Here is a 25,432-nt window from a genome sequence, read left to right as displayed (position 1 = left end):
ACTCCTCTTTCCTATGAAACATGAATAACTTTGTCATAATACAAGCGATAGTTGTGTTATTGAGCGCATGATAACGGCAGATAAAGGGGATTTTTGGGTGGATACAGAGCAAAAACAGATTTCTGAAAACACCGATCACCCCTTGCCTGCCGAAACACCATCGCTGCAAATCGCACTACAGGAAGCCGTAAATGCAAGCCTGTGGGAAAACAGTGTTCCCGTTCTTGAAGAACTTGCTTTCGACAACAAAACGGACGTTGAATACCCTGCCGTAGAAATTACCATCAGCAGTGAACCTCCGTTTCTTACGCCACGCACATGGATGTTGCAGCAGGTTCGCCCCCAAGAACTGCGCGTGCTGAATGATCGTGACATCACGCTTGATGGGGCATTGCTTTCCGCCCAAACGGAGGCTTCCAAAGCTGTCGTAACAGTTATCGCACGTGCCGGAGAGCAGGAATTAACCAAAACCACCCGCGATGTGCGCGTGTTGGCCCGTAATGAATGGGGCGGCTTATGTGGCATTCCTGATATTCTTGCAGCATTTGTTTTGCCGAATGACCCAGCAATAGCCCGTATTCTGCGCAATGCAGCCGATATTTTGCAGCAGGCTGGGCAAGTTGCCTCGTTAGAAGGATATCAGGGCGATAAAACCAGAGTATGGGCACAGGCGCAGGCTATCTGGTGTGCTATTTGTGGGCTGAACATCACTTACATCAACCCTCCCGCATCGTTTGTGGAACATGGGCAACGCATTCGCCTGCCCTCTCAGGTGTATGAAGAACGGCTGGCCACCTGCCTGGATACCACCGTTCTTTTTGCCGCCTGCCTTGAGGCCATTGGCCTGCGCCCATTGATTGTTCTTACCAAAGGGCATGCATTTGCAGGTTTCTGGCTTTCTCAGCAGGATGCAGGTGCATCCGTTGTTCAGGATCTGCCAGGCATACGCAACCGCCTGAAACTTGATGATCTGCGCGTTTTTGAAACAACGCTTGTAACGGCTGCCCGCAAACCTAGCTTTGCAATTGCCTGTGAGCGCGGAGAGGCCCACCTGCGCGATATCGGCGATGATGACGAAGACGCATTCCGTGAAATTATTGATGTGCATCGCGCACGTCTTCGCCGCATCCGTCCTCTTTCTACACCAGGTTTGCGCACAGATACGGCGCTTGATGAAACCTCGGAAGATACTTCCGAGCAGCCACTTTTTGAGGCTCCTCCGGCCCTGCGTGAGGAACGTGAAGAGGAACTGTTACCGGATCGCCCCGCTGATCGTGTTCAGCGTTGGTGCAATCGTCTTCTGGATATGTCAGCGCGTAACCGCCTGCTTAATTTACCGAAGTCTGACCGTCAGCAAATTGAGATTGAGTGCCCAGAGCCTGCCACGCTGGAAGATATGCTGGCAGACATGCGCGCAGGCGGTAACGCTAAACCTTTGCGCTTTATTTCTGCGCCAGACCTGATGGATGAGGATGATCCGCGCAACAAATCCCTTCATCAAGGCCGCCATCAGGAGGATGCCGCACGCGCCTATGCCATAGAGGCGCTTGCACGGCGCGAGATTGTTGTCCCGCGCAAGAAAGAAAACCTCCAGAACGCCCTTATCGAGATTTATCGCCAAGCCAGAGCTGCGGAGCAGGAAGGCGGCACGAATGTGCTCTTTCTGACCATAGGGGCCTTGGCGTGGACACCAGAGGATAAGAGCAAGCCTTATCTTGCGCCACTTATTCTTGTTCCGGTTATTCTGGAACGCGCCAGCATTAAATCTCCCTTTACGTTACGTGCGCACAGTGATGAAACCCGCATAAACACAACACTTTTGGAAATGCTGCGTGCGGATTATGATATCCGCATCCCCCTGCTGGAACATGAAAACCTTCCTGAAGATGGTTCAGGGTTGGATGTACCAAAAATTATCGAAGCATTCCGGCTTCATCTGCGCCACATTCCGGGATGGGAAATTCGTGAACATGTTAGTCTGACCACATTAAGTTTCTCAAAGTTCTTGATGTGGAAAGATCTTCTTGAACGGCGAGACAAGCTGGCTACCAATGATGTTGCAAGCCGTCTGTTAAATGGTGTTCAAGAACCCGAGCAAGATGGTGCTACACCTTCCAATGGGTTTGATGCTTCTCAGGATCTCGATACGGCATTGGCTGAAGCCGATCTTGTCTGCCCGATGGAAGCTGATTCCTCACAGCTCAAAGCCGTGGCACGGGCTGCTGCGGGCGAAAACTTTGTGCTGATTGGCCCACCTGGCACAGGTAAAAGCCAGACTATTGGCAACATTATTGCCAATACGCTTGCGCAAGGCCGCACCGTATTGTTTGTGGCCGAAAAGCGTACAGCGTTGGAGGTTGTACGCAATCGGCTGGCAAAGCTGGGTATTGCCGAGTTCTGTCTGGATCTGTTCTCACCCAAAGCCAGTAAAATGGGTGTGCTCCAGCAATTCCAGACAGCCCAGGCCGCGCTGGAAGATTTTCAGCAGGAAGAATACGCACACACAAAACAAACACTTGATGCGCTGCGGCTTGAACTGAATGCTTACGTTCACGCGCTCCATGCCCCACGCCGAAATGGCTGGACGCCGTACCGAGGTATTGGCATCACATTACGTGCGCAGGAAGAGAAAATCGTACGCATCCCCCTTGTATGGCGCGATGCTGATGCACATTCAAAAACAGATTACGACAACTTAGTGCAGGCGGCCGAAGACCTGGCCACACTCTATGCCCGCATTGGCGATATTGTTGTATCTCCCCAATTAGCAGGCCTTGAGCAGACGGAATGGTCCCCTCTGTGGGAGGCGCGGTTGCTGGAGACAGTCAACGCAACGCTGGCAGCTTTGGAGGAACTCCGCAACGCGGCTCATGATGTGGTCAAGGCGCTTGCATTGGGGGCAGATAATTTATCATTTATCCGCCTCGGGCAGATTGATGCGCTATGCGCACATTTATTACAGCCCCATGTTGCCGGTTGGGCGTTTGGAGATGCCGCGCAGGACATTTGCAGCCAAGTGCTTGCAGAAAAAGAGCAGGTTGCCAAACATCGCACCCTGACTGAAGACCTGAATACACGCTGGAAAGAAAGCGTTGATACGCTTCCAGTGTCTGACATTCTTACTGAATGGCGCACGGCAAAAGAAAAATGGCTGATAGCACGTTCCATGGGGCAAAAAGCCATCCGCAAGCGGTTAAATGACCATGCCACAGCCATGCCGGAAGATTGCGAAAGTGATCTGGAAAAGCTGGTGGAACGCCAGACCATTGCCAATAAGCTGGAAGAAGCACCGCACAAGGCACATATCGGTGCCCTATGGCGCGGGCTTGAGACTGATTTCGACCAGGTAAACCTTGTTTTTGAATGGGGACAGCAGGCCAGAAACCATCTTGGCGGATGTATGGCAGACACTGCTGCCCTCCTCTCTGCCCGCACTCATCTCAAAACCTTGCTTACCGAAGGGCAGGATCTGCTGGCACCGGGAGGCAGCGTTCATACTGCACTCACGCAGTATCGGGCTGCCTTCTCAGCACTGCAAACAACCCTGAAAACGCTTACTGAGTGTAGTGCCAGTAATATCAGCGCTCTGGTAAACCCCAAGGCTCCTGATTGGCTTAACGAGGTTAGTGAAAAACTACAAAGCTGGAAAAATTCTGCGCGTGAATTGCGTGACTGGTGCGCATGGCAACGCGCCTGCCACCATGCAGCACAACTGGGTTTAACGCCTTTGGTGACTGCAATAGAGCAAGGTCTGGTTTCGCAGGAAGATGTGCTTTCTGTTTTTGAGGCAAATTACGCCCGTTGGTGGACCATGCATGCCGTAAGTGATTCCGCACTGTTAAGCGGTTTTGTGGCTGCAACGCATGAAGGGCGTATCCTGCGTTTTCGTGAACTTGATGAGAAACTGAAAAACCTAGCGGTCAGGTTGATACGTGCACGCTTGGCAGGACAAATTCCCGGAGAAGCCACGCGGCAGCATGACCCTGAATACAAGGTATTAACGCGCGAAATTGCAAAAAAGACCCGTCATCTCCCGGTACGTCAACTGGCTGAAAAAATGCCTCACGCCCTGCGCACGTTAACCCCCTGCCTGATGATGAGCCCTCTTTCTGTGGCCCAATATCTGCCGGCCGATGCTGAACCTTTTGATTTGGTGATTTTTGATGAGGCCTCTCAGATTGCAACATGGGATGCCATTGGCGCTATTGGCCGAGGAAAACAGGTTATTGTTGTGGGAGACCCCAAACAGCTTCCGCCAACAGACTTCTTTATAGCCGGCAAGGCTGCGGAGGATGCAGCCATATCCGATGAAATGACTGACCTTGATTCCATTCTGGATGAATGCCTTGGCGCAGGTATTCCTGCCATTAGTCTGGAATGGCATTATCGTAGCCGGCATGAAAGCCTGATCGCCTTCTCTAACCAGACATATTATAGCGGCAACCTCGTCACCTTCCCCTCACCTGTCACATCAGATCAGGCGGTATCATTCCGTTTCGTGCCCAAAGGCATTTATGAACCCGGACGTAACGGCTCCCATACCAACCCTGTAGAAGCACGTATGGTGGTTGCCGAGGCGGTAAAGATCATGCGGGATGGGCGGGAACGTTCCGTTGGTATTGTTACCTTTAATAGTGAACAGCAAAAACTGATTGTCGATCTGCTGGAAGCAGAAGTGCGCAAAGACCCAAGCCTTGAAAGATTTACGGGCGATGCTGCCCCAGAACCTCTGCTTGTAAAAAATCTGGAGAATATTCAGGGTGAAGAGCGCGATGTTATGCTGTTCTCCCTGACTTATGGCCCTGATGTTGCGGGCAAGATTTCCATGAACTTCGGGCCGCTTAACCGGGAAGGCGGTGAACGGCGCCTGAATGTTGCCATCACTCGTGCCAGAGAACAGTTGATTGTGTTCGGCTCACTCCGAGGCGACAAGATTGCAATTGAGCGCACGCGCGCCGCAGGTGTGCGTGATTTGCGCCGCTTCCTGCTCTTTGCTGAACGTGGCGCAACAGCACTGGCTGGTGCGCATGAAGGTTCTGTTGGTGGTTATGACAGTGTATTCGAAATTGAAGTTGCCTCTATGCTGCGTGCCAAGGGGTGGGATGTCATAACGCAAGTAGGTGTATCCGGCTTTCGTATTGATTTGGGTGTGGTGGATCCCGATCTGCCCACCACATTTTTAGCGGGCATTGAATGTGACGGAGCGACCTATCACCGAAGCGCTACTGCGCGTGATCGGGATAGGCTTCGGCAGGCCGTGCTTGAAAACCTTGGCTGGAACATCCTGCGCATCTGGTCCACAGACTGGTGGACCAATGCACCGCGTGAAGTGGAACGGGTTGACCGTGCTCTGAACGCGCTTTTGGAAGAAGCACGCAAAAAACGGGCAGAACAGGCAGAACATGATGCGGCAATGGCAGCAGCAAGCCTGAGCGAAACTTCCCCCGAAATAGAGGAGATTTCTGCCAATTCTGTCGCTACATCTCACGCAGAACCTCTGGCGGAAACCCCACCATCCGATGCGTTGGCACTAGCTGCGCCACCATCTGAACCACTTTACGCCAAGGCTCCTACTGAAAGTGTTACACTCACACCTTCAAAACCGGTGATTGATCCTTCCCGCTTTCATCAGGAAGATTATCTGCCCACATTAACGCAACTCATTCATCAGATTGTGGATGAGGCAGGCGTTATACGTGAAGATGTGCTTATCCAGACACTCTCGCGCGATCATGGCTTTGCCCGTGTGGGCAGAGAGATACGTGAGCGCATTCAACGTGCAGTTCCATCCTCGCTTGGTCGTACGGAAGAAAGTGTGGGTGTATTCCTGTGGTCAGAACGCCTGCCTGTTGCGCCACGCATGCCTCTGTCTTCTTTCTCTTCAGAAAAAAGCATAGATCCTACCAAAGTCCCGCTGCCTGCTCTGGTGGATCTTGCCTGCCGCGCTATCGCCATTGATTGCCCTGATGATGAAGCCATTACACGTATGCGCGATGCCTGCGGTATGAGCCGTATGGGGCAAGCAACACGCACCAGATTTGCTGAGGCCTTGCAAGCCGCGCGGCTGATGAATGATAACCAGACCGAAGTATTATTCTGAAAATATCAACAGGCATTGCAAGAATGAAGGTGTGTGACTGAGCACCTTCATTCTCCATTCTGATTGGCCACGACACCATAAAAAACCAAAGCGTTTGTATGAACATACGCTCCGGCCAGAAATCAGTATGGCTAAGTTATTGACAGATATATTCGCGTCATAAATGTTGTATTTTATGACGAACCCATAGAAATGGTGAAATATATATTCCATGTCAATTGATCTACAGACCGCGCACAGTGCCATTGATGCTGCTACGCATCTCAAGCAACAGTTTGCCACACGTGCCGCGCATCATGATCGTACTGGAATTTTTGCGCAGGAAAATATTGAAGATCTTCGTCAGGCAGGGCTGCTGTCTTTACGTCTATCTACACCTGCGCGCCCTACGCCATTCACGCTAACAGTTGTGCAGGATATTGTTGGGCAGATTGCTCAGGGTGATGCTTCTACAGCACTGGTTATGGTCAATCATTATATGGTACGCGCTGCCATTGCGCATCACCAATTCGGCTCAGATGAGATCGCCCGCTGGATAGAAGATGATCAGCATGATCAACTGCTGAATATCCTTTTGGCGGAACCAGACCTTGGATCTACATCTCGTGGCGGATTGCCAGGTACAGTTGCCACCCGCACGGAAACCGGATGGGTTTTAACAGGACGAAAAGCCTATGTAACGGGCATTCCTAGTTTATCATGGCTTCTGGTACGTGCCCGCACAGATGAGACCCCAGCACAAGTTGGCACCTTTATTGTTCCTGCCAAGGCAGATGGCATTGAGGTTCTTGAAAACTGGGACCACATCGGCATGCGGGCCAGCAATAGCCATGAGGTCATGTTTACCGAGGTTACCTTGCCTCCCGATGCGGCACTGGAATTGCATGCACCTGATGCACCACCAATCGGGCGTAATACTCTTGTTTTATGGAATACAGGCCTGTTGGGGGCTTTATATAATGGCATTGCCACCGCCGCATTGGCTTGGTTTTGTGACTTCCTGAAAAACCGTGTGCCATCCAATTTGGGAGCACCACTGGCAACACTGCCTTCAATGCGCGATGCTGTTGGCGGATTTACCATTACATTGCACATGAACGCCATGTTGCTGCACCTTTACGCAGCAGATGTAGAGGCGGAGCATTCTCCCCAGCAACTAAAGGCACATGCAGCAGTTATAAAAACGCGTGTTGTAGATGCCGCTGCGGATTTTACATCTGCTCTCCTTGGTTTGGCTGGTAATGCCGGACTATCTGCTCACAATCCATTAGAGCGTGCCCATCGCGATGCACTATGTGGGCGTATTCACGCACCTCATGCTGAATTACTGCGGCGGATCGCAGGCCAGCAGGCTCTTTCTTAAACTCGCAATCATTCTAGTCTCGGGAAAAACCAATACTCTTTCCTTTTGAAGGGAGATGGAGCTCTTCAAAAGGAACCGACATGAATGTGTTAATATTGTCTGCTCATTTTTGTTGTTCATGATATAGAATCTTAACCATGACACATATCCCCGAAAAAAATGATTGTCCCAACATAACAAGGCGTACGGTGATTGTAGCAGGCGCAGTGGCCGGCAGTATGGCTTTGGGTGGCAAAGCCCGCGCCAGCGGCCTTTCTGACTCGTGGCAAAATGGGGTCTGGCTCAACAAGCCCCATCAAAGCGTGATCACGGCCGATACACTTGAAATGACAACGGACAAAGGCTCCGATTTCTGGCGTGAGACCTTTTATGGGTTCACCCGTGATAGTGGCCATTTTTACGGCATCCATGCACCATCACGCTTTACCGCACAGCTGCGTATCCGTGCGGAATATGAGAAGCTGTATGATCAAGCCGGGCTTATGGTGCGGATTGACGAAAAGCACTGGGTAAAGGCCGGTATAGAGCTTTCTGATGGGCGCGCAATGCTCAGCAGTGTTCTTACAGATGGCCGTTCAGACTGGGCAACGGCCCCTTATGAAGGCAATCCAAAAGACTTCTGGATTCGAGCTACCGTAGCCGATGGTGTGTTAAGGCTTCAGGTCTCTGGTGATGGCAAGCTTTGGCCTCTGGTGCGCTTGGCCCCCTTCCCCACGGCCACATCTTACCTGGTTGGCCCGATGTGTTGTACGCCCGAGCGTGAAGGCCTGAAAGTGCGTTTTTCTGACTGGCACCTCAGCGCGCCACTCGGCAAGGCCCTGCATGATCTGACATAATGGCGCACCGAAGCGAAAAACAGAAAATGTTGGCTGGCGATCTGTATATCGCCAGCGATCCTGAATTGCAGCAGGACATGGCGCAATGCGCTGAATGGCTGGTCCGATATAATAATCGTCAGGGATCTCTGACTGAACAACTGGGAGCCATTGGAGAGAACGTCTGTATCCGCCCTCCTTTTCATTGTGATTACGGCTATAATATTTTTCTAGGCGACAATGTCTTTCTGAACTTTAACTGCATCATACTTGATGTGATGCCTGTTAGGATTGGAAGTGGCACGCAAATTGGCCCCGGTGTTCAGATCCTGACGGCAGACCATCCGCGGGATCCTGAACTACGTCAAAAAATGCTGGAGTTTGGCCAGTCTATTACTATCGGAAAAAATGTCTGGATTGGCGGCGGAGCTATTATCTTGCCTGGGGTTATGATTGAGGATAACGCCATTATCGGGGCTGGCAGTGTTGTTACGCATAACGTGCCTTCTGGCGTAACCGTAGCTGGCAACCCGGCACGCCCCTTGCGCAGGATTGCTACATAAACAAAATACTTAATTTCACTTTTACTCACATCATAAGATTAATATTTGAATCGTTTTGCCAAGCTGCAAACATCTACGCTTTTTTGGGGTATAACCCTCATAGAATGCTGGTTTTCAAGAAATCTATTGATGAACTGTTCCGTCGATAATGGAGCAGTCCTTTGACGCGGAAATCTCACAGAAGGGTTGTACATCGGGTTAGGTTATGAAAAAGTCTGTTTTACGTAAAAGAAATTTTCGTAAGCTATAAGAAAACCCGATGCAGACAGAGTGTAGCGCAGGCGCGTATGAGTTTCCAGCCTCCTGTGGACGGCGTGTTGTGGCCCGTTTTGACGGGGGTCGCATGAGTTCGGATGGGGGCGTCATTCTGGTGAAGCAGGCTGATGACATTCTGGGTCTCAGTCGCCGCTTTGCTGCCTGTTTTCGCGATGAACGGCATCCCGGCTTTGTGGAATACCGGGTTGAAGACCTTGTCCGTCAGCGGATCATGGGCCTGGCACTGGGCTATGAAGATCTCAATGATCACGATGCCCTGCGGCATGACCTGATCTTTGGTCTGGCCTCGGGCCGTCTGTCAGGAGGCCGGGCAAACTGCGCAGCATTGGCTGGCAAATCTACACTGAACCGGTTGGAGCGCAGTGGGCACAAGGCAGATCGTTACTGCCGCATCATTGCTGATCATGAGGCCCTGGCTACCCTGTTCGTCACGCTCTTCCTTGACCAGCATGAGCACGCACCCGCCCGGATCGTTCTGGATGTGGATGCCACCGATGACCGTATCCATGGCCATCAGGAAGGCCGCGCCTTTCATGGATATTACGGCCATAACTGCTATCTTCCCCTGTATGTCTTCTGCGGGGACCATCTCCTCAGCGCTACCCTGCGCACGGCAGACAGGGACCCGGGGAAGGAAGCACTGGCAGACATCCGCCGGATCGTGGAGCAGATCAGGAGCCGTTGGCCCCGGGTGCGTATCCTGGTGCGTGGGGACAGCGGTTTCGCCCGGGATAGTCTGATGACATGGTGCGAAGACAACCACGTTGACTTCCTGTTCGGGCTTGCAGGCAACACCCGCCTGTATGACCGGATTGCCTCTTTGTCCGCTGAGGTGCGTGACGAAGCCGCCACGACAGGCAGAGCTGCGCGCGGTTTCGCCTCCTTTGACTGGATCACAAAGGACAGCTGGACGCGCCGCAGGCGGGTCGTGGCCAAGGCCGAATGGCGCCACGGCAACCGCTATCATCGCTTTATTGTCACCACGCTACCGCAGGGAATGTCCGACCCCCGCCATCTCTACGAACAGATTTACTGCGCACGCGGGGATATGGAAAACCGCATCAAGGAATGCCAGATGGATCTGTTCTCAGACAGGACCTCGTCCCACACCATCCGGGCCAACCAGCTCCGGCTGTGGTTCTCGGCCGCAGCCTATGTCCTGCTGACCGCTCTGCAAAGACTGGCCCTTGGCCAGACCAGCCTGGAGACGGCGACCTGTGGCACCATACGCGCACGACTGCTCAAAATCGCAACAGTCGTAAAGGTCAGCGTCCGTCGGATTGTCCTGTCCATGCCGGACATGTTCCCCTGTCAGCATGAATTCGCCCTCGCTCATGCACGATTGCGAAGGCTCCGGCAGGCCATCTGAAGAAACAGACAGTGCACAGACCACATAGCTTCCACCAACACTGCCTTCTCAGGCCGTGACACCCTCACTGCGTTCAGAACCCGCTGCCAGAAGCAGAATATCGTCAATATTCCAGATCGGGCTCCTGTGGGATGACTGAATTCTACAAAATAACCCGAAATTGCCTCAAGTGTGAGAAATCAGCGTTGAAGCCAAATATTCTGATATCTCCTTATAAATACGTGTATTTTCCGCCATGCCTTAGCCGAAAACATGAGGAAATTCCACGTCATCTTCCATCATGACATTGTGCATGTACAATTATTTATGGATTTAGCTGAACGGGATAAAAATGTTGCATTTCCGCAACGCAATGCAAAATATACGGCCCTGATATGTTTTTTTATATCGTTTCTTAAACGTAATAGTTTACGGCTGTGAAAGCAATAACGCTTCATCAGTGGGACATGAAACATGCGATTAGCCAGACGCTTTTCCCTTCTTGCCACCACACTCTGCACCGTTTTGCCTTCACTTTCAGTTGCAGAAACAACCGAAACAACAGCTACACACCGTAAAGTTTCGCATCAGCATGCTGGGAGTGTAGCTGGTAAATCAGTTGCTCAAACTACAGCTCCCCCGGCAGCAACAGCCAGCCATAAAAAAAATAATACAAAAGCTCTATATGCTACGGATGTAGAAACCGTAAATGTTTCAACCGGCACCCATTCAACCAACCGCAAAGCACGGCAGAGCACATCTCCCGTTACAGTTGTATCGGCAGCAACTTTGCGCCGTTCAGGGCAGGTCAACTTAGCAGATTCATTGGTTCGCACTTATGCTTCCATTAACGTGCAGGCTATGGCCGCAGATAGTGCCGCCCTTACGTCCTCCATTCAGATGCGCGGGCTTAACCCGAACGAAGTGCTGGTACTGGTTGATGGCAAACGCCGTCATTCAACCGCAAATATTGTTGCTGATGCCGGACCGCAGTTTGGTTCAACCGGCGTTGATCTGAACATGATTCCGGCAAACGCTATTGATCATATTGAAGTATTAGAAGATGGCGCAGCCGCCATGTACGGTTCAGATGCCATTGCGGGTGTTGTAAATATTATTACAAAAAAGGAAGATCACGGCCTGCATATGTCTGCCCAGACAGGCGCCAATGCTTATAATGGTGATGGCTGGCAGTACCAATTAAATGCAGATGGTGGCCTGAAGCTGGGTGAAGATGGGTACATCCATATATCCGGCCAGATCACACATACAGATCATTACGTTGTAAAAACAAAAGATCATCGCCTTTTAGGGTCATGGCCTGAAGGGGCAACAACGACGGGCTATTATAATGGCATCGTGCCCAACGCCATGAATGTGCCGTTGGATTCCAACAAGATCATGAGCACACCAGAGGAAACACGGGAAAACCTTGCCATTGATTTTGGCAAGAAAATTACCGATGGCATCAACTTTTATGGTTTGATCACCTACGCGCATCGCTATGGTGAAGCCTACGAAAACTATCGTATTCCAACCATCGCCCCCTCTTATTATCCTTACGGCTTCTCACCCCTCGAAACCATTCGGGAAGATGACTACGCGGCAACCCTTGGCCTTAAAGGTGATAACTTTTTTGGTTTTGATTGGGATCTGAGCACCACTTATGGTGCAGATGAAACTAAAATTGGCAATAAAAATACAGCCAATACGGGTATGCTGTCTTCTGATTGTTCTTCAGATCCAACATCTTCCAACTACTCATCCCTTGGTTGTGGCTGGACCCCAACAACAGTTCGAGCTGAAACATACAGGTTGGCACAGTGGACCAATAATCTGGACTTTCGGCGGCACTTTAATATTGCCCAGAAAGTTCCCATGCTGCTGGCATTTGGCGGCGAACACCGGCTGGAAACATATGATCTAAAAGCTGGCAATGCCGCATCCTATATTCTGGGAGGAACACAGGGTTACGCCGGTATTGGGCCGCAAAGCGCAGGCAGCTGGAGCCGTGATATCTGGGCCGCTTATGTAGATGGTGATTTCCACCCGCTTAAAAACTGGGATCTGGATTTTGCTGGGCGTTTCGAGCACTATACAGATGTTGGAAATACCGAAAACGGCAAGGTTTCTACGCGGTATGATATAACCCGACGCATTGGTGTGCGCGGAACCATCAGCACCGGTTTTCGTGCCCCTACCCTGCCAGAGCAGCATTATTCCGCCATGAACGTGGATCCAAACGGAGCATCCGGGCTGTTGCCGGTTGATTCCGAAGCAGCCCGCACTCTGGGAGCTAGCAAACTCAAGCCGGAACGTTCTGTCAGTGCCAGTGGTGGCATTGTTGTTGAACCTGTTGAAGGGTTCCATGTTGAAGCAGATGTTTATCAGATCAACCTGCGAGACCGTATTGTGGGCGGTGGCACGGTTAAAGGCGCATCGGCCATTTCGGCCATTGAACAACTTGGTTATCTGCTACCTTCCAATGGTCTGATTGCAGACAACGTATCTGCATATTACATGACCAATGGTGCCAGCACGCGTACTCAGGGGCTGGATATTAAAGCAGACTATACGTTCCGTTTTCGTAAAGCAGGCACTCTGGCTTTAACACTGGCGCTAGACCTCAATCGTACACGCCTGCACCACAATGCTCTGGATACAAATGGCAATTCCTTGCTGAATGCACAAAATATTGCCTACATCACGACTGCCTACCCACGTAGTAAAATTATTCTGAACGCATTTTACCATTACAAAAACTGGGACTTTAACGTACGAGAAACCCGGTATGGTGAAACAACCTCCATGCTGACCTATTACGACTGGCAGAACCAGAACACGCCCTGCTCTGGAGGTGGAAATCTGGCTTACTCCAACACGTGCTTTAGCCAGTTTAAAAACACACCACGTTGGATGACCGATATTGAAATTGGTTACCGCTTTAACAAAAACTGGCACATGGCTGTTGGCGTCAACAATATTGCCAATGTCCGGCCCCGTATTGTTGCGCAGATCAATAATTCGCGCGGTGCACAACCATATGACCAGTTCTCACTGCAGGTACCAATCACAGGTGCCTACTACTATGGCCGCCTGAACGCAGATTTCTAAAATAAGTAATGCAGAGCGTTTAATTTTAAACGTTCTGCATTTTTACCGGTTCTTTTTGTAAGGGACCATGAGTAAAAAGCAGGAATACTCAATGGCAAGTCCATCACGCACCCCTTCGCAAACACGGCGGCAACTGTTGAGCCGCATTGGCATGGTAGCAGGAAGTGCTGCACTTTATCAGGCCATGACCAGCATGGGTCATGCCATGGGAACAGATTTTTCTGGCCCGCCCAAACTATCAGGGACAAAAAAAGGAACATCAGTTCTGGTTCTGGGGGCTGGCCTTGCAGGTATGTTGAGCGCCTACGAATTACGAAAGGCTGGATACAATGTTAAAATCCTTGAATTTCAATCACGTAGTGGTGGTCGTAATATCAGCCTGCGCGGTGGAGATACGGTAACAGAACTGGGGGGCGCAACGCAAAAGGTTGGTTTTGCTTCAGGGAATTATATTAATCCAGGCCCGTGGCGTATTCCCTACCACCATCAAGGACTTTTGCACTACTGCCGCGAATTTGGTGTGCAGCTTGAACCATTTATTGAGCTCAATCATAACAGCTGGCTCCATTCAACGGGCTCTTTTGGTGGCAAAGCTGTGCGCTACCGGGAATTGGCGGCAGATTTTAATGGATTTACGGCAGAACTGCTGGCCAAGGCAGTAGATCAACACAAGCTGGATGATCTGGTTAGCACAGACGAGGTTGCTTACCTTAAAGATGCCATGCGTGGCTGGGGCGCCCTTACACCTGAATTGGCTTATGCTAAGGGAAATACCAGCTCCTTACGCCGCGGGTTTGAAAAACCGCAGGGTGGTGGCTTGAATGGTGCCCCGGTTCCCTCTGATCTGATGCAGCGAAACGAAATTTGGAAATCCGGCATGTGGAACTGGATGGCATTCCATGAGCGGCTGGATATGCAGACAACCATGTTCCAACCTGTTGGGGGCATGGATAATATTGGCAAGGCATTTACCAAGCAGGTGCGGGATTTACTGCAACTTCAATGCAAGGTTACAGCCATTCATCAAGACGTTAATGGCGTTACTGTAACCTATAACGATATGCAGCACGCTGGCGCGGTGAGGCAAGCCAAGGCAGATTATTGTGTCTGCACCATCCCCCTTTCCATTCTGTCACAACTGGATGTGCAAGTGAGTGCTGGCATGAAAGCAGCCATAGGCGCTGTGCCATACGCATCTTCCGTCAAGTTGGGTCTGGAGTTCAAGCGGCGTTTTTGGGAGGAAGATGACCAGATTTACGGCGGTATCAGCTTTACCGACCAACCGATCAGCCAGATTTCCTATCCAAGCCACGGTATTTTTTCCAAAGGACCAGCCGTGCTGTTAGGAGGGTATATGTTTGGCCCAGCAGCATATGACTTTGCCGGCATGACACCACAAGAAAGACTGGAAGAAGGCATAAAACAGGGGCTGGCCTTTCATCCACAATACCGCAAGGAATTCCTGAATGGCGTGAGCTTTGCCTGGAGCCGCGTACCTTGGACATTGGGGTGCTGTTCTATGTGGAGTGAAGAAGCCCGCAAAACCCATTACAAAACCCTATGTTCGATTGACCAGAGGATTGTTCTAGCCGGAGAACATGCCTCTTACGTAGGATGCTGGCAAGAAGGGGCTATTCTTTCCGCGTTGGATGCCGTCACACGTTTGCACAAACGAGCACTGGGAGCCGCCTGATGCGTAAATTTCTTCTTGTTTCGGCACTGGTGAGCATTCTTGTGCCTTGTGGTTGGGCGCGGGCAGATAGTGCAAGCGCCATATCCGGCAAAATGGAAGACTTACCATCAGGTGAGGCTATTTACCGGCATATCTGCCAGAGTTGCCATATGCCTGATGGACAGGGTGCTGTTGGAGCCGGGGCGCAAATTCCTGCCTTGGCGCATAATTCCCATTTACAGGTTGCAAGCTACCCTGCCACGGTTATCCTTAACGGTTACGGAGCCATGCCTTGGTTTGCGGGCTTGTTAAATGACAAACAAATTGCGGATGTGGTGGATTATATTCGCACGCATTTTGGCAATAATTACAAAGATAAACTTAACCCGTCGGAAGTGGCACTCATGCGCCCTCACCTGACTGCAGAGGAGCAATAAGTTCATGCGTTTCTTCAAATTATTCGGGGTTTCAACCTTACTTGCGACAACAACTTTTGTAGTAATGGGATCAGCGGCACCAGCATACGCCCAGAGCGATATTATACGGCATAACGAGGCGACCTTTCCTATTGCATCTGCAATTGAAGTACCTGCCGGATATTCCACCATCTATCTGAGCGGTATGGGTGCTCCTGTAATTAATCCTCAGGCCCCTGCAAAATCTCTGGAAGCCTACGGTAACATGGCAGCCCAAACGGAAGGCTCACTTAAACGAATAGAGGAAACACTCAAAGGCATGGGGCTAACCATGGGCGATATCGTGCAGATGCATATTTTTATGATAGCCGATGCCCAAACCAAGAAACTGGATTTTGCAGGAATGATGGATGGTTACAAAAAATTCTTTGGCACAAAAGTACAACCTAACTTACCTGTGCGTTCAGCCTTTGCCGTAGCGCAGCTTGCTAATCCCGGATGGTTGATTGAAATTGAAGTTGTGGCCGTAAGACCAGCCCATCATTAAATCAGATTAGTATGTCGGGTATGGGCAAGATCTAGATATCTCGACGCGGATTTCTTCTGTGGTTACCGTCCGTTATGCAAGAGTTTTCTGACCAATATTGACGTGTGATCGTGTGCGGTCTTCTGTAAGGCCTGTTGATGTGGCCTTTCAGAAGCCACTGGCCGGTATGGTGATCAGCGGATCAGATCCAAATCTCACAGGCGTGCTTTAAAGCACAGAGAAATCCACTGGTTTTTCCGATCCGGATCAAACGATCATGCGCCCATTCAGGTCATCGCCCTCTCACACCCCTACCGGTTCCATCCGCGGGAGCCGAGCCATCGCTCAGGCTGCCAGGGACAGGGCCGGATCCCGATAATCCTCCTGTTTTGTTGCCATGGCCCAGATGGCTCGTGCCATCCTGTTGGCCAGCGCAATGGCTACCAGCATACGGGGCTTGCGGGCCAGCATCCGTGCCAGCCAGCTTCCCGGTGCAGGGGCCTTACGGCTGGCCCAGTTCACCTGGGTCATGGCGCCCATGATGAGAAGCCTGCGGATATCAGCCTGCCCGGCTTTTGATATCTTCCCCAGCCTTTCCTTTCCGCCAGATGAGAACTGACGGGGCACCAGCCCCAGCCACGCAGCAAAGTCGCGCCCGCGCCGGAAGCTCTGCAGGTCAGGCGCAAAAGCTTCAATCGCAAGAGCGGTCAGAGGACCCACTCCAGGCATGCTCTGCAATCTGCAGGTGTTTTCACTTTCCTGGGCAAGCATCCTGATCTTCTTTGTTCTGACATCAATCCGCACACTCTGCTCCGAAATCTGTCGCAGCAGATCAAGGCATTCCTGCTTCACAGCCTCTGGCAGAACCGCCTCATCCAGCATGGTTTCAATGTGTCTGATATGCGCAATCCCCTGTGGCACGACGAGACCGAATTCATACAGAACGGCACGCAGGGCATTCACCAGTTCCGTGCGCTGGTGCACCAGACGCTGCCGGGCCCGGAAAAGAACGCCACGCGCCTGCTGCGCTTCAGTGCGTGGTTCGACAAAGCGCATTTCCGGCTGCCGGGCCGCAATGACGATCGCTTCCGCATCAGCAGCATCGTTCTTCTGGCGCTTCACGAAAGGCTTCACATACTGCGGAGCGATCAGTCTGACCTCGTGACCAGCTCCTGCCAGTTCGCGAGCCCAGTAATGCGCGCTCCCGCACGCTTCAAGAACGACCAGAGCAGGCGGCTGCGTGGCCATGAACTGCATAAACTGCTGACGACGCAGCTTTTTGCGAAACATCACCTCGCCCGCACGCGAAGCTCCATGAACCTGGAAAATGTTCTTTGCCAGATCAACGCCTATCACTGTATCCTTCATCTGCCGTCCTTTCGCGCAGTCGTTTCTTCCAACGACCATTCTGGCACATTGCGATGCCGTGCGGGGAGGACGGCAACCACCCCATCTCACACTTGAGGCAATTTCGGGTCATTTTGTAGAATTCAGTCATACCACAGGAGCCCGATCTGGAATATTGACGATATTCTGCTTCTGGCGGCGGGTTCTGAACGCAGTGAGGGTGTCACGGCCTGAGAAGGCAGTGTTGGTGGAAGCTATGTGGTCTGTGCACTGTCTGTTTCTTCAGATGGCCTGCCGGAGCCTTCGCAATCGTGCATGAGCGAGGGCGAATTCGTGCTGACAGGGGAACATGTCCGGCATGAACAGGACAATCCGACGGACGCTGAGCGTTACACGTGTCGCGATTTTGAGCAGTCGTGCGCGTATGGTGCCACAGGTCGCCGTCTCCAGGCTGGTCTGGCCAAGGGCCAGTCTTTGCAGAGCGGTCAGCAGGACATAGGCTGCGGCCGAGAACCACAGCCGGAGCTGGTTGGCCCGGATGGTGTGGGACGAGGTCCTGTCTGAGAACAGATCCATCTGGCATTCCTTGATGCGGTTTTCCATATCCCCGCGTGCGCAGTAAATCTGTTCGTAGAGATGGCGAGGGTCGGACATTCCCTGCGGTAGCGTGGTGACAATGAAGCGATGATAGCGGTTGCCGTGGCGCCATTCGGCCTTGGCCACGACCCGCCTGCGGCGCGTCCAGCTGTCCTTTGTGATCCAGTCAAAGGAGGCAAAGCCGCGCGCAGCTCTGCCTGTCGTGGCGGCTTCGTCACGAACCTCAGCGGACAAAGAGGCAATCCGGTCATACAGGCGGGTGTTGCCTGCAAGCCCGAACAGGAAGTCAACGTGGTTGTCTTCGCACCATGTCATCAGACTGTCCCGGGCGAAACCGCTGTCCCCACGCACCAGGATACGCACCCGAGGCCAACGGCTCCTGATCTGCTCCACGATCCGGCGGATGTCTGCCAGTGCTTCCTTCCCCGGGTCCCTGTCTGCCGTGCGCAGGGTAGCGCTGAGGAGATGGTCCCCGCAGAAGACATACAGGGGAAGATAGCAGTTATGGCCGTAATATCCATGAAAGGCGCGGCCTTCCTGATGGCCATGGATACGGTCATCGGTGGCATCCACATCCAGAACGATCCGGGCGGGTGCGTGCTCATGCTGGTCAAGGAAGAGCGTGACGAACAGGGTAGCCAGGGCCTCATGATCAGCAATGATCCGACAGTAACGATCTGCCTTGTGCCCACTGCGCTCCAACCGGTTCAGTGTAGATTTGCCAGCCAATGCTGCGCAGTTTGCCCGGCCTCCTGACAGACGACCCGAGGCCAGACCAAAGATCAGGTCATGCCGCAGGGCATCGTGATCATTGAGATCTTCATAGCCCAGTGCCAGGCCCATGATCCGCTGACGGACAAGGTCTTCAACCCGGTATTCCACAAAGCCGGGATGCCGCTTATCGCGAAAACAGGCAGCAAAGCGGCGGCTGAGACCCAGAATGTCATCAGCCTGCTTCACCAGAATGACGCCCCCATCCGAACTCATGCGACCCCCGTCAAAACGGGCCACAACACGCCGTCCACAGGAGGCTGGAAACTCATACGCGCCTGCGCTACACTCTGTCTGCATCGGGTTTTCTTATAGCTTACGAAAATTTCTTTTACACAAAATAGACTTTTTCATAATCTAACCCGATGTACAACCCTTCTGTGAGATTTCCGCGTCGAGGACAAAATTCTTCCTGCCTGTCGTGAACTTGGCATCGGCATAACAGCCTATGGCGTGCTCGCGCGTGGTCTAATCAGTGGGCACTGGCAAGGGGCTAAGGGGCCAGGGGACTTTCGGGTTCGTAGTCCCCGCTTTCAGGAAGGCAATGTCGAGCGCAATCTGGCCCTTGTGGAGACATTACGCGAAATTGCAGCCACCAAGGGCGCAAGCGTGGCCCAACTCGCAATTGCCTGGGTGGCAGCACAGGGTGACGACATCGTACCACTTGTAGGAGCCCGCCGACGCGATCGGCTCTCCGAGGCGCTGGGTGCGCTTGATCTTGCGCTGACGCCTGACGATCTGGCTGCTATCGAGCAGGCAGTTCCAAAAGGGTCTGCTACCGGGGAACGCTACGATCCGAAACAGATGGAGGTACTCGACAGCGAGAAATCGGGGTTCGGAAAGGGTTAGGAATAAGATAGAGCCGGTGCAAGTATCTGGGCCGGTCGACTCTTATTTCTACCATCCTCACTGGCAGCGCTCTTCAGCTTTTTTCAGCTCGGCAGATACAGACACTTACGTCCGCTTTTCAGAATTTAGCATGATGCTTCTCGTGTCCGTCATGAGGCGACTGCTGTCTGTCTGCTCTGTTTCTGCTGTGCTGACAGACAGTATAGGGGGGGAGGCGGACTGTCGGCTTTAGATTTTACACTCGCGTGAAATACCATAAACCATCAAACAAGACGCAATATCTTGCCTCTCATTTTCAACGAATATAAGAATGGTAAATACGAAATGTTCGTGGTATTGACAAATGAAGAATATTATTAATCGCTGACTTTAAAACGGAAAAAGAATAATTTATTTCCCATAAAAAGTATAGACTCGATAGCGATGTTTTTATGTATTTAATTGATGCCGGACTATTAATTATCGAATCAATCGTTGTATCTGCGACCCATCCCGAACATCCGTAATTAACATTTAACTCCAGAACAAGATCAGAAAAACATGGATAGTAAGAAAAAGGTATAAGTGTCGCTACGCTTGCAGTGGGCAGCATGTAATAAATGCGGTTATGGTTTCTTTGTGGCTCCCAATATGCAGATAGTAGAACTTGTTCTGCTATTGTGGTTGTAGTCCTTCCAAACATAATCTGCGCCATATAAACCTCGAGAATATAAAGTTTTAATATTATTATTTAATTTATGCACTAGTCAAATACGAACCCGACCTACTTGTTAGAGTATCCAATACGAAGGCGGCTTGAGCGGGGGGCGCATGATTCCCGCATACTGCGCCAGAGGGATAAACACGCATACTTGACAGTTCAGGCCATCCGGATGGCTACGGGCACACCGTCCTGGACCTTGATGTCAACAGACAGCACTTCTGTTTGTTGTGATATTTCTTTGGCTGCATCATTCAGCCCTTTGATTATATTTGCACTTTCGACAGTGATTTTTTCAAAAAGGACGTTCTCATGAGCAAGGACGGAGGCCTTGATTTCATATGATGATATACCTTGGATTTTATCCCGAAACGCCTTGTCTATTGATAAACCAACCTCGCCCATAGGGGACAGAACGGCCAATGCATTGGTAATATCCTGTAGGCGCACCTTTTTCCCCGTATCGCGACCAGGAAATGCACACAGGAGTTGATAGCCGCAAGCCCGTGCCCGAATACACAGGAGGATTTCATCGCACGTCCTCCCAATGCTGGCCTGAGATTCCTTGATCGCAGTTGCATACTTGCTTGATCCCCAGCCTTCTTTCTTGATGACGCTGAAGGCCTCAATCTGAGCTCTGATGTCGCTGGTCAGGTGCTCCTGCACCCTGACAAGATCAACTTCATGGCGTTCGATTTCCTGCAAGACTTCGTTGGCCAGTTCCCCTGTCAAAACAGAAGGGGCAACCTGCTGAAAGTAACGGATGGACGCAGTGATTATGGAGCGACGTTCATTCTGCTGGAATTTCGAGACATCTTTGATCGAAGCTTTGATTTCGTCGAGGCTTTTTTCAATAGCTTCCAGTTTTTTCTGCTCCGCCATGGCGGCAGCCAATGTCAGTAACGCGGCGGGAGTAGCTAGACTGACCAGGGACGCCGGATCGAGGCGGACCATACCTTGGTGACCCTTGGCAGTACCTACATAGTGGCCCAACTTTTCGCTGTATGAAAGCGCCATTTCTGCGCGATAGTAGTTCCCATTTTTTAATATTTGTTCGGTCGAAATAAATGGTTGGGCGCCCTTCAGTATCGGCGTCAGAACATTCAGCAAGTTGCGACTGTATTCCATGTCCCGCCACCCAGTTGTGTCGGCATCGGGAATCGTCGCAAGAGATAGAACCCGGTCACCATTTTCAGTCTGGATGATAACAGAGTCCGACGCGCTATCGATGCTAGCAGAACTATTACTGATTTCTGTTCCGGTGATTGAGGCGGGTTGGATCCGTCCTTCCTCAATCAGTTTACGGCGCAGATATATTATCTGCAGCATAATTGCCGCAAATGGCGGCCAGGCATCCGAACTCAATATGCCCCGCACGGCAGCCGACACGGCCGTGGCTGCCTCATTGACCAAAGCCTGCTGGTCGAAGGTAGATGGACGGAGAGATAGATATTGCTTTGAAAACAAATTCAACAGGGTCGCTTCGTCTTCGCCCGTTAATGTTGAGGGAAACCCGACCTGTTTGCACAAGCCACCAATGATCTCGGTGTAGGAGGGGCGCTTCCCATCGTTGCGGCCAAGAGCCTGCAAGCCAAGCCGATAAATCTCGTCGCCTATCCGGTCTGCGTAATGCGTGTGGTCAGGAAAGTACTTTTCGAACGCACGACTGATTTTAAGAACGCTCTGCTGTGATTGCCCAAGGACATCTACAATCGGATCAAGTTCCTCATTTGTGCAATTCGCAAGAACATCATAAAGATCACTGCACAGGTCATTGTCTTGTAATTGCGTCATGTATGGTCCTCGTTTTGCTGTCGGTGGACAGGCGTTTCTCTTTCCTAACTGATTGCACGGTCGGGGCCTAGTATCCGCTAAGCAATACCTGTCAGGATGTGTAGGGAATGCTGGCTGCGGAAACGTCTGCTTTTAGCCATTCCCTGAATACCCAAAGAACGTCCGAGATGAGGGCGTAAGCGGACTATTTCCTGAGCCTGATGATTCCGAATTCGTGCCACATCCACCCAAAATCGTAGGCAGCCGTGGCACCGCCACTCCCTTGGGCTCGGACCGTAGTGTTTTCGATATCCTTCAACCAGATGGCCACCTTTTTACGCCCTGAGGCTGTCTGGACGGCCTGGCGCGGCGTCATATCTCCCAGGGCCGGGACTGGCTCATCAAGCACCTGCCGATAGTGCCGCTCCAGCATCTGCACGATAATCCGGGCTTCCTCCTCGGGCGGGATCTGCAGTTCTGGCGAGACCTCACGTCCATGCGTCCCCCGGTCTTCCATAGCCTGCGCCGGCGTCATGATCTGCGTGAGCGGAGCGCGCACGAGATCTCCCAGACCAGCCTGCAGCATGGCGCGGCCACGTTCGGCACGCTCTTTCGAGTTCACCTGCAGCCGCAACTGCCGCCCCTTCAGATCCAGCGTGCCGAGCACGATCGCACCATCATCCATCTCGGTGCGCAGGAACCGCCCATTTTCATCTCGTCCAGCCTTGCCCACGGGATTACTCGGTTCTTTCAGCCAGTTCCAGAATGACCGGTTTTCCGGTTGCAGGGCCATGACCCCGTCAAGCACGTCCGCCACTGTCTTCTGTGTCACGCCCTTTGCCAGCGGGAAACACACTTCGTGGAAGACCAAATCCTCTCCGTCCCCATTGAACAGCGCTGACCCCTCCATCTGCCGGGCCATGTCCTCCAGTGTCCGAAACAGCCAGGTCAGCATGAACATGGGCGCAAGTTCATACAGCGTCTGCGTATCGACTTTTGGAAACTCGGCCTTGCCCCGTCTTTTCCGCAGAGCCCTGTAAAGGTTCCCTGACAGATCTTCACAGGCGCCCCGTGAATAGGCGAGCAGCCCGCCTGCCAGAATGGTCTTTCCATCGGACGGTACGAGACGCGCTGCAATCCGGTCCCACTGTTCCAGCGTCCGGGTAGCCGTGCCTTCATGCGCCAGAACGGGTTCCCCACCCCGCAGCAGGTCACGCGCCATCAGGCTCTGGCCGGGTTTGATATCCGAGACTTCATACAGACTCATGACCGAAGCCTTGAGGGCACGCATGTAGGCGCTGTTGCGCGGCCCTTCCTTCCAGCCCCGCCGTTTGAGGTAAACGTCGACGAAGTTCCGGCCATCGTCCCAGTCCTACCCGAGAAAATCTTCGAAAGCGCAGCCCCACAGCGTCATGGCAACGTCAGGGCCGATCATCTCCGCCAGATCCTCGAAGGAGATGTCGCCCGCTTCCAGCGCCGGACCGATGTGATCGCTGAGCACTTCGCCAAAACACTCCTGCCAGTCCTCCTGACCGAGATAACGGATCAGTCCCGTGAGTTCGTCTGCGGCCATGGCTGCTCGTGCGTCTCCTGATACGGACAGCAGAAGCGCAGACTGTCCTGACTCGACAAGCCTAGAATGATACCCCGAAACAGGCGGCAGGGTGCCCCGCTTTCACTCATTTGTGAAAGTGGACAAAATCGCGCCCTGGTACCTTTCCGTCTGTTTCCTATGTGTTTCCTGCGGTGGAAATCTGGACACAAAAAAGCCCCGCCAACCGATTGGTTGAGCGGGGCTTTAGGTATGGTTGCGGGGGCAGGATTTGAACCTGCGGCCTTCAGGTTATGAGCCTGACGAGCTACCGGGCTGCTCCACCCCGCGGTTGAAGATGTGTTGAAATTTGTAGGGGTAAGATTTGTATAGGGTGGATTGGAAGACCTGGCGGCGACCGACTTTCCCGTGGCTTAAGCCACAGTATCATAGGCGCTGGGGGTTTTCACGGCCGAGTTCGGGATGGGATCGGGTGGATCTCTCCCCGCCATGGCCACCAGGTCATCCAGTCCACCCTGTAAGGGGTGTGTGGAGGACGGTTGGTTATGAAGAAGTAGGCGTTATATGGATGATTTCTGTGCACGGGCCGTCCTTTTAAGGGGACAGTAAGAGAGTGAGCCTATTGGGTGATTAGGACCAGTTAGCTGCACGTGTTACCACGCTTTCACACCTGGCCTATTAACGTGGTGGTCTACCACGACCCTCAGGGAGACCTAGTTTTGAGGTGGGTTTCCCGCTTAGATGCTTTCAGCGGTTATCCCTTCCATACTTAGCTACCCGGCGGTGCCGCTGGCGCGACAACCGGTGCACCAGAGGTATGTTCATCCCGGTCCTCTCGTACTAGGGACAAATCCTCTCAAGTCTCCAACATCCACGGCAGATAGGGACCGAACTGTCTCACGACGTTCTAAACCCAGCTCACGTACCACTTTAATCGGCGAACAGCCGAACCCTTGGGACCTGCTCCAGCCCCAGGATGTGATGAGCCGACATCGAGGTGCCAAACCTCCCCGTCGATGTGGACTCTTGGGGGAGATCAGCCTGTTATCCCTAGAGTACCTTTTATCCGTTGAGCGATGGCCCTTCCACGCGGGACCACCGGATCACTATGGCCGACTTTCGTCTCTGCTCGAGCTGTCACTCTCGCAGTCAGGCGGGCTTATGCCATTGCACTCAACAGCCGGTTTCCGACCGGCCTGAGCCCACCATCGCGCGCCTCCGTTACACTTTGGGAGGCGACCGCCCCAGTCAAACTGCCCACCATACAGGGTCCCGGATCAGGCTAACTGACCACGGTTAGACATCAGAAAAATTCAGGGTGGTATTTCAAGGATGGCTCCACAGGAACTGGCGCCCCTGCTTCAAAGCCTCCCACCTATCCTACACAGAATGTCTCTGATGCCACTGTAAAGCTGCAGTAAAGGTTCATAGGGTCTTTCCGTCTGACCGCGGATACCCCGCATCTTCACGGGGAATTCAATTTCGCTGAGCCGATGCTGGAGACAGCGGGGAAGTCGTTACGCCATTCGTGCAGGTCGGAACTTACCCGACAAGGAATTTCGCTACCTTAGGACCGTTATAGTTACGGCCGCCGTTTACCGGGGCTTCAATTCAGCGCTCTCACACCTCCTCTTAACCTTCCGGCACCGG

The 25,432-nt window shown here is 52.3% G+C and carries 12 protein-coding genes, 1 tRNA gene, 2 rRNA genes and 2 pseudogenes (1 of these 17 cut by a window edge); 10 read left to right on the top strand and 7 right to left on the bottom strand.

Annotated elements, in window-relative coordinates:
- The first annotated feature begins 67 nt into the window (after positions 1–67).
- The 9 genes from ABNV41_RS04695 (at position 68) to ABNV41_RS04655 (ending at position 16,214) form a co-directional block, all read left to right on the top strand.
- Positions 68–6,100 carry a DUF3320 domain-containing protein gene (locus ABNV41_RS04695; protein ID WP_349935044.1) on the top strand — a complete coding sequence of 2,011 codons (6,033 nt, stop codon included), beginning with the start codon at positions 68–70 and terminating at the stop codon, positions 6,098–6,100.
- Between the two features lie 211 nt (positions 6,101–6,311).
- Complete coding sequence (locus tag ABNV41_RS04690; protein WP_050819844.1) at positions 6,312–7,463, top strand: acyl-CoA dehydrogenase family protein; 1,152 nt, start codon at positions 6,312–6,314, stop codon at positions 7,461–7,463.
- A 137-nt stretch (positions 7,464–7,600) separates the two neighbouring features.
- Positions 7,601–8,299 carry a DUF1349 domain-containing protein gene (locus ABNV41_RS04685; RefSeq protein WP_050819845.1) on the top strand — a complete coding sequence of 233 codons (699 nt, stop codon included), beginning with the start codon at positions 7,601–7,603 and terminating at the stop codon, positions 8,297–8,299.
- Complete coding sequence (locus ABNV41_RS04680; protein ID WP_087652073.1) at positions 8,296–8,841, top strand: sugar O-acetyltransferase; 546 nt, start codon at positions 8,296–8,298, stop codon at positions 8,839–8,841. The genes ABNV41_RS04685 and ABNV41_RS04680 overlap by 4 nt, the downstream gene beginning before the upstream one ends.
- A 259-nt stretch (positions 8,842–9,100) precedes the next feature.
- Positions 9,101–10,486, top strand: coding sequence for an IS1380-like element IS1380A family transposase (locus ABNV41_RS04675; protein WP_349934794.1), 1,386 nt, complete (start codon positions 9,101–9,103; stop codon positions 10,484–10,486).
- A 453-nt stretch (positions 10,487–10,939) separates the two neighbouring features.
- Complete coding sequence (locus tag ABNV41_RS04670) at positions 10,940–13,579, top strand: TonB-dependent siderophore receptor (RefSeq protein WP_050819847.1); 2,640 nt, start codon at positions 10,940–10,942, stop codon at positions 13,577–13,579.
- 91 nt (positions 13,580–13,670) lie between these two features.
- Positions 13,671–15,272, top strand: a complete 1,602-nt coding sequence (locus ABNV41_RS04665; RefSeq protein ID WP_080986797.1) for a flavin monoamine oxidase family protein — start codon at positions 13,671–13,673, stop codon at positions 15,270–15,272.
- The gene (locus tag ABNV41_RS04660; protein WP_050819849.1) at positions 15,272–15,688 is read left to right on the top strand and encodes a cytochrome c; all 417 of its coding nucleotides are present in this window, start codon (positions 15,272–15,274) and stop codon (positions 15,686–15,688) included. The genes ABNV41_RS04665 and ABNV41_RS04660 overlap by 1 nt, the downstream gene beginning before the upstream one ends.
- Before the next feature lie 4 nt (positions 15,689–15,692).
- A complete protein-coding gene (locus ABNV41_RS04655) occupies positions 15,693–16,214 on the top strand; it encodes a RidA family protein (protein ID WP_050819850.1) in 522 nt (173 codons plus the stop codon).
- 324 nt (positions 16,215–16,538) lie between these two features.
- Here the strand turns inward: ABNV41_RS04655 and ABNV41_RS04650 are convergent, their stop codons facing one another.
- On the bottom strand, positions 16,539–17,561 hold the full coding sequence (locus tag ABNV41_RS04650; protein WP_050818395.1) for an IS110 family transposase: 1,023 nt from the start codon (positions 17,559–17,561) through the stop codon (positions 16,539–16,541).
- A 261-nt stretch (positions 17,562–17,822) separates the two neighbouring features.
- Positions 17,823–19,208, bottom strand: a complete 1,386-nt coding sequence (locus ABNV41_RS04645) for an IS1380-like element IS1380A family transposase (RefSeq protein ID WP_088364685.1) — start codon at positions 19,206–19,208, stop codon at positions 17,823–17,825.
- Between the two features lie 102 nt (positions 19,209–19,310).
- Between ABNV41_RS04645 and ABNV41_RS04640 the strand changes: the two are divergent.
- Positions 19,311–19,757 (top strand): annotated as a pseudogene (locus ABNV41_RS04640) (aldo/keto reductase); the annotation flags it as partial.
- 859 nt (positions 19,758–20,616) lie between these two features.
- Here ABNV41_RS04640 and ABNV41_RS04635 read toward each other — a convergent pair.
- The 5 genes and pseudogenes from ABNV41_RS04635 to ABNV41_RS04615 all read right to left on the bottom strand — a co-directional run.
- Positions 20,617–22,251 carry a hypothetical protein gene (locus ABNV41_RS04635; RefSeq protein WP_349935043.1) on the bottom strand — a complete coding sequence of 545 codons (1,635 nt, stop codon included), beginning with the start codon at positions 22,249–22,251 and terminating at the stop codon, positions 20,617–20,619.
- 184 nt (positions 22,252–22,435) lie between these two features.
- Positions 22,436–23,803: pseudogene (locus tag ABNV41_RS04630) on the bottom strand (hypothetical protein).
- 232 nt (positions 23,804–24,035) lie between these two features.
- A tRNA-Met gene (locus tag ABNV41_RS04625) sits at positions 24,036–24,112 on the bottom strand.
- A gap of 55 nt (positions 24,113–24,167) precedes the next feature.
- Positions 24,168–24,283, bottom strand: a 5S ribosomal RNA gene (rrf, locus tag ABNV41_RS04620).
- A 108-nt stretch (positions 24,284–24,391) separates the two neighbouring features.
- Positions 24,392–25,432: ribosomal RNA gene (locus ABNV41_RS04615) — 23S ribosomal RNA — on the bottom strand; it runs 1,702 nt beyond the window's last position.

Origin of the sequence: Acetobacter sp. A11-2, from assembly GCF_040208445.1 — a bacterium.
GTDB classification, from domain to species: Bacteria; Pseudomonadota; Alphaproteobacteria; order Acetobacterales; family Acetobacteraceae; genus Acetobacter; species Acetobacter oryzoeni.
Note: the sequence above shows the minus strand (reverse complement) of the source record. Positions and strands in the feature narration are given on the sequence as shown.